Source organism: Spirulina sp. LEGE 11439 (assembly GCF_059821285.1).
This window is the reverse complement of the sequence record NZ_JCAMRX010000010.1, coordinates 151,615-158,246: the sequence shown is the minus strand read 5'-3', so window position 1 is coordinate 158,246 and position 6,632 is coordinate 151,615. Positions and strand designations below refer to the sequence as shown.

General features: G+C 43.1%; 4 protein-coding genes. 3 read left to right on the top strand and 1 reads right to left on the bottom strand.

Going from position 1 to position 6,632, the window contains the following annotated elements:
- The coding region (locus AC6RV6_RS09955) for an SNF2-related protein (protein WP_500240687.1) at positions 1 to 3,050 on the top strand (3,050 nt) is incomplete at its 5' end.
- A gap of 685 nt (positions 3,051 to 3,735) precedes the next feature.
- Positions 3,736 to 4,488, top strand: coding sequence for a DUF4114 domain-containing protein (locus AC6RV6_RS09950; protein WP_500240686.1), 753 nt, complete (start codon positions 3,736 to 3,738; stop codon positions 4,486 to 4,488).
- 380 nt (positions 4,489 to 4,868) lie between these two features.
- Here AC6RV6_RS09950 and psaK read toward each other — a convergent pair whose 3' ends face one another.
- Positions 4,869 to 5,120 (bottom strand): photosystem I reaction center subunit PsaK, encoded by a 252-nt coding sequence (gene psaK, locus AC6RV6_RS09945; RefSeq protein ID WP_500240690.1) that lies wholly within the window; start codon positions 5,118 to 5,120, stop codon positions 4,869 to 4,871.
- A 182-nt stretch (positions 5,121 to 5,302) separates the two neighbouring features.
- Between psaK and AC6RV6_RS09940 the strand changes: the two genes are divergently transcribed.
- A complete protein-coding gene (locus AC6RV6_RS09940; protein ID WP_500240685.1) occupies positions 5,303 to 6,631 on the top strand; it encodes an NAD(P)/FAD-dependent oxidoreductase in 1,329 nt (442 codons plus the stop codon).
- Position 6,632: the final 1 nt, after the last annotated feature.

The window sequence follows — 6,632 nt, the reverse complement described above, 5'->3', positions numbered from 1 at the left end:
ACCAGTCACCAGTTACCAGTTACCAGTCACCAGTCACCAGTCACCAGTCACCAGTTTTGCCCCCTCAATGGCAAGATGACTGGCCAGAACCTCAAGCACTGCTCTTGAATTTTTTAAGTGAGGTTGTTGGCAGTCAATTGCGGCAATGGTTGAATATTCCCCCACCGCCGCAAGGGGATGCGATCGCTAAACCGTGGCTGCATTCTCTGGGGCAATCTTCTCCAGCTATTAAAGCTCCGGCGGAGGGATTAAAACGTTTGCACGGAGCGATACGAAATTGGGAATCTCCCGTAGCCGATTATCTCGTGACTCCCGAGATAAAACGCTTAGAAAACGAACAATTTCGCGTTTATTTTCATCTGCTTCCCCCCACAGAGGGAGAAATTGCTTGGGGACAATTAGAGTGGAAATTGGCCTATGGATTGCGATCGGCGATCGATCCCGATTGTGTCGTGAGTGCGGAAACCATTTGGCAAAATCCCGTTGATGTTTTGCTGCATCAAGAGCAAGCGATCGAAAATCCTCAAGAAACGTTACTCAAAGGATTGGGCTTGGCCGCACGAGTATACGATCCGATTAAAGAGAGTTTAAATGAGGGCAAGCCGACTCAATGTTTGTTAAATCCGATTGCCGTTTATGAATTCGTTCGCGCCAGTGCGTGGCAATTACAAGATAGCGGGTTTAGCACGATCTTTCCCCCCGGATTGGATTCTCGCTCCCAAGAAAAACGCTTGGGGATTAAAATTCAGGCGAAAGTCCAGCAAAAACGAGGACAGCGTTTGGGGCTAAAAAGTCTCCTCAATTATCAATTAGATTTGGCTGTCGGGGAACAAAGTTTATCCGCCGAAGATTTTGAGCAACTCCTCGCTCAACGTTCTCCTTTAGTTGAGATTGATGAAGAATGGCTGGCGCTGCAACCTGCTGACGTGCGAGCGGCTCAAGCTGTTTTAGCGCCTGCCAAAAAAGATGAATTAGCGCTAACGGTTGAAGATGCCTTGCGCTTGAGTACGGGGGATATGAAAATCTTGGCCAAATTACCCGTGATTCGCTTTGAAGCCTCGGGAATTCTCAAAGATTTAATTGCCAATTTAACTGAAAATCGAGCGCTTAAACCCTTGAAAACCCCTAAAGATTTTCACGGAGAATTGCGACCCTATCAGGCACGCGGTGCGAGTTGGCTGGCATTATTAGAGCAATGGAGTCTTGGGGCTTGTCTGGCGGACGATATGGGGCTAGGAAAATGTGTTGCGGCCAATACCTCAATCGAAGTCAATGGAATAGAAAAAATAGCGGCGGAAATTTGGGAAATTTATGCAGGGATTACTGAATTTGATGGGGAAGGATTATGGACTAAACCGATGCAAGCGCTGGAAATTATGGCACTAGATGAAGCAACAGGAGAGTTCGTTAAAGCCCCGATCGCCAGACTTTATCGCCAGAAAGTTCGCGAAAATCTCCGTCAAGTTATTCTCGACAATGGCGAGAGTATTACGATTACTTATCGTCACAAATTATTGACCCGTTACGGTTGGAAAAATAATTTTATCAAGGGAGAAGCGATCGCCGTTCCTTCGCCAGATCGAAAAACAAAAGAATATCGAGAAATCAAAGCGATCGAACCTGTTTTTTACGATGGTTGGGTGTATGATTTCGAGATTGAAAAATATCATAATTTTGTCGCTAATGGGATTGTTTGTCACAATACAATTCAAGCGATCGCATTTTTCTTGAATTTGAAAGATCAAGGCGGTTTAAATGCACCAATATTATTAGTTTGTCCGACTTCTGTATTAAATAATTGGCAGCGAGAGTTACAAAAATTTTCACCGACCCTTTCTCAATTTATCCATCATGGCGATAAGCGAAAAAAAGGGAAAGCCTTTGCCAAATTTGTGCAGAATAGACACTTAGTTTTAACCAGTTATTCTCTCGTTTACCGAGATATCAAAACTTTAGAAGCCGTTGCATGGGAAGGGGTTATTTTGGATGAAGCACAAAACATTAAAAATCCTCAATCCAAGCAATCTCAAGCCGTGCGAAGCCTCGATACAGGATTTCGCTTGGCTTTAACTGGAACTCCAGTAGAGAATCGCCTCACCGAATTATGGTCGATTTTAGACTTTCTCAACCCCGGATTTTTAGGAAATAAGCAATTCTTTCAGCGCCGCTTTGCCATTCCGATTGAAAAATATGGCGATCGCGACTCCCTGAGCAAATTGCGATCGCTGGTTCAACCTTTTATTTTGCGCCGTTTAAAAACAGATAAAGATATCATTCAGGATTTACCCGAAAAACAAGAAATGAATGTTTTTTGTGGCTTATCTACCGAACAAGCACAACTTTATCAAACCTTGGTCGATGAGTCTTTGAAAAAAATTGAAGAAGCAGAAGGAATTCAACGTCATGGCTTAATTTTAACTCTGTTAATGAAGCTCAAACAAGTCTGCAATCATCCCGCCCAATATTTGAAAGAAAAAAATTTAAAACGCGGCGATCGCTCGGGTAAATTGCTGCGCTTACAAGAAATGCTCGAGGAAGTGGTTTCCGAAGGCGATCGCGCTCTAATTTTCACACAATTTGCCGAATGGGGCAAACTCCTCCAACCGTATTTAGCCACAAAATTAGAAACGGAAGTGTTGTTCCTTTATGGAGCCACTCGACGAGAACAGCGCCAAGAACTTATCGATCGCTTCCAAAACGATCCCAATGGTCCACAAATTTTTCTTCTCTCTTTAAAAGCAGGAGGGACGGGATTGAATTTAACTCGTGCTAATCATGTTTTTCATGTCGATCGCTGGTGGAATCCTGCCGTCGAAAATCAAGCTACCGATCGCGCCTTTCGTATCGGTCAAAAACGCAATGTTCAAGTCCATAAATTCGTCTGTACGGGAACTTTGGAAGAACGCATTGATGAGATTATTAATAGTAAAAAACAACTGGCAGAACAAACCGTTGACGCAGGAGAACAATGGTTGACTCGCTTAGATACAGAACAATTACGCAATTTGCTGCACTTGGATGAAGGCGTTGCGATCGATGAAAGCGTCTAAATGTTTGCGAGGCTTATCATTACAGTTTCGCGTTCTCTTGGTATAGCTAAGAGAATATAGCGCTGCGATGGCTATTTCTCTTGTCTCTCTTTATGTTTCTCTGTGACTCTGTGGTTCATTTTCTTCATATCCTAACGTATTTGCGTAATACCATAAGTAACGTAGAAATACTTAAGTAAAATAATCCTTCGTATTTACACCGCTCGCCTACGCTTTTTGACTGAGACTGTTTACCAATCTTGTCAGTAATTAACTCGATGGATCGAGAAGAATTTCCCCCTAATTACACCTAAAATTTGTCTTACACTAAAGTTGTGAAAATTTCGTGAAGGTTCTCAATTAAATTGTGAAAAACTCGTGAAAGCCTTATAAAACAGTATATATATGTCTAAAAAAGAATTCGCTACAAGTCAAAATATCGCTCGTATTTATTTTTTTGGTCTAGTTTATTGCAACTTTAAAATTGATAGGTTTAATGTAAAGATTCGCACAAGATTGCGATTGGCCCCTAGACCCGCCAAATTGCTTAGCACTAAGATAACGATATACACCTCGATATTGCTTCGGAGCTATTGCGAGAGTTAAAAATCCTCGCAATTGCCCCCTTTATTTTCATCACTTTCCCCGCGCTTAGCACTTCAATCCCAATCACATTTTTTTCATCAACAACACAGGAGAACAAATCATGAAATTGAATGTATTTACCGGACTCATTGCCGCTACAACAGCTTTCGCGACCTTATTCTCAGCCTCAGATGCACTTGCAAATTCCTTGAGTCGCGATCTGTATGATGCACAATATCAAAACGCAAGCAGTGACTTGCTGCGCTTAGAATACGATGCTTGGAAAAGTTTTAACGATCTGACCAACAAAGAGAGAACGTTAATGAATGCCGTTGATTTACCAACAGTCGATCTCAATAAATTGCGCTGGGAAGGTGGAGTCAACGATGTGGAAGTCTATTTTATTAATGAAGGTGCTGGCTATCGCAACCAATTGTTCTATTCAACCGATAGTGGTGCCACCAAAGAAATCATTTTCGATGATATTTCTTCTCCTAACAGCGTTTTAAGTAATAGCAACGGCCCTTTATCTTTGGGTCAAGGGGTGAACTTGGGGAACTTTGAAGGTAACACATTTATCGAATTCTTCCTCAAGTCTAATGGAGCCAATGGCGGACAAAATTTCTTTGGTTTCGACCCGACGGAAAATCCCGATGCTTTTCCTCATGTTTTAGCCTATGAGATTGATGATTTTATCTTGATCGGTTTTGAAGACCTCTGGAATGGTGGGGATAAAGACTACAACGATACCGTGTTTGTGGTTCGCGGTGTAACCTCTGACGATGTTGTGGATGTTCCTGAACCTGCGACGGTTTTAGCTTTGTTGGGTATTATGGCATTCGGTAAGACTCGCATCCGTCGCGATCGCGATTAAAATCGACGGCAACGATCGAGGCGATCGCAAATCTCTGCGATCGCGAAATAAAGTAGATTTTGCTCTTGCTGTTGCGCCAATATGCGGATATGACTTCATAGATATTGCGATACGCCGACAAAAATTTACGAGTACCATCAAGGAATCATTCAACAAACAGAAATTGTTGACTTTACCCGGCAAATTTTAACTGATGCGTTGAATCATACAGAAGAAATATCAGGGATTATCCGTCTTGATGCTCAAGGAAATTTTTGCCTTTGAACCTATTTCTAGAAAGTAATTGAGGATTGGTGGTCAAAATCGATACAAGAAAAAATAGCCGTCTCGAGTTATGAGACAGCTATTTAAAAATGGGATTTTGTTAAAAAAGTTGAAATTTAAAGAACGCCAAGACTAGATAGCCCTAAAATAGCGCCAAAACCGAGAACGTGGCCGAAACTGGTTGTTGCCAACAACGCCGGGAAGCCCATACCGCCAAACATTGCAGGCATGGGAAGGGCGGGACCTTCGGCGGGTTTTTGGATGGTGGCTTTCCCAAATGCGATCGCCAAAATATTGCAGACGATCATGACAAGACCCACTTTAGGACTCCAAGCTGCGGTAGCAGGGACAGCAGCAGCCAATAACATCAGATTAGTCAATTTACGTTCTCCTCAACAAATTCGTTGTAATTTTTATCTCAAACTTTCAAGCCGCGATTATCATTTTGTTACAACAATTTACATTTTCTTTATTTTTACCAGACCGAGGGAGATGGATTCAATCGCAAAGAATCGTTACAATAAAAGCGATCGCTCCTACGGTAATCACGATGACAACTGACGCTCATTTACAACCCGTACCCCATCATGTTGTTGTTATCGGGGGAGGGTTTGGGGGACTCTACACCGCCAAAGCATTAGGAAAGGCTTCTGTCAAGGTGACGCTCATTGACAAGCGCAATTTTCATCTCTTTCAACCCCTACTTTACCAAGTTGCCACGGCAAGTTTATCGCCTGCGGATATTGCTTCTCCTTTGCGTTTGGTATTACGAGAGAATAAAAACACGCAAGTGTTACTCGATGAAGTGACGGATATCGATCCCGACAGCAAAAGTATTACTTTAAAAGAGAGAAAACTGAACTACGATACCTTAGTGGTGGCAACTGGAGTCAGTCATCATTATTTCGGGAACGATCGCTGGCAAGATCGGGCTCCCGGCTTAAAAAGCATAGAAGATGCTCTCGAAATTCGCCGTCGTATTTTGTCAGCTTTTGAAACTGCTGAAAAGGAAAGCGATCGTGCTAAGCGTCAAGCCTTGTTAACCTTTGCCATTGTCGGCGGCGGACCCACGGGAGTAGAATTAGCAGGGGCGATCGCCGAAATTGCCCATAGCGCCCTAAAAAATGACTTTCGCAGCATTGACACGACAGAAACCAAAATTCTCCTAATTGAGGGGATGGAGCGCATTTTACCCCCCTATCCTCCAGAATTATCAGCCAAAGCAGCAGTTTCTCTCCAGCGTTTGGGGGTAACTATCCGCACAAAAACCTTTGTCACCAATATTGAGGAAGATGTTGTTACCTTGCGTCAGGGGGACGCAGAAGAGCATATCGCGGCAGAAACAGTGCTGTGGGCGGCGGGAGTCAAAGCCTCGAAAATGGGACTCGTATTACGCGATCGCGCAGGTGCAGAGTTGGATCGGGTGGGTCGGGTAATCGTTGAGTCGGATTTAAGTCTGAAGCAGTATTCTGATATTTATGTTATTGGCGATCTGGCGCATTATGCTCACCAAGGCGATCGGCCTTTACCCGGAATTGCTCCTGTTGCCATGCAGCAAGGCAGTTATATTGCGAAAAGCATTCAACAAAAATCAAAAGGAAATATCGTTCCAGCATTTCGTTATTTTGATGTGGGAAAATTAGCCGTAATCGGTCAAAATGCCGCCGTTGTCGATTTGGGATACGTGCGTTTATCCGGATTTTTAGCATGGTTGATTTGGGTATTTGCCCACATTTATTATTTGATTGAATTTGATAATAAATTGGTGGTTATGGTGCAATGGGGATGGAATTATTTTACGCGCGGGCGCGGGGCGAGGTTGATTACCGGAGAAGATTTATTGCGATCGCTATCCTTAAAAATTGAGAAGAAGAATTAGC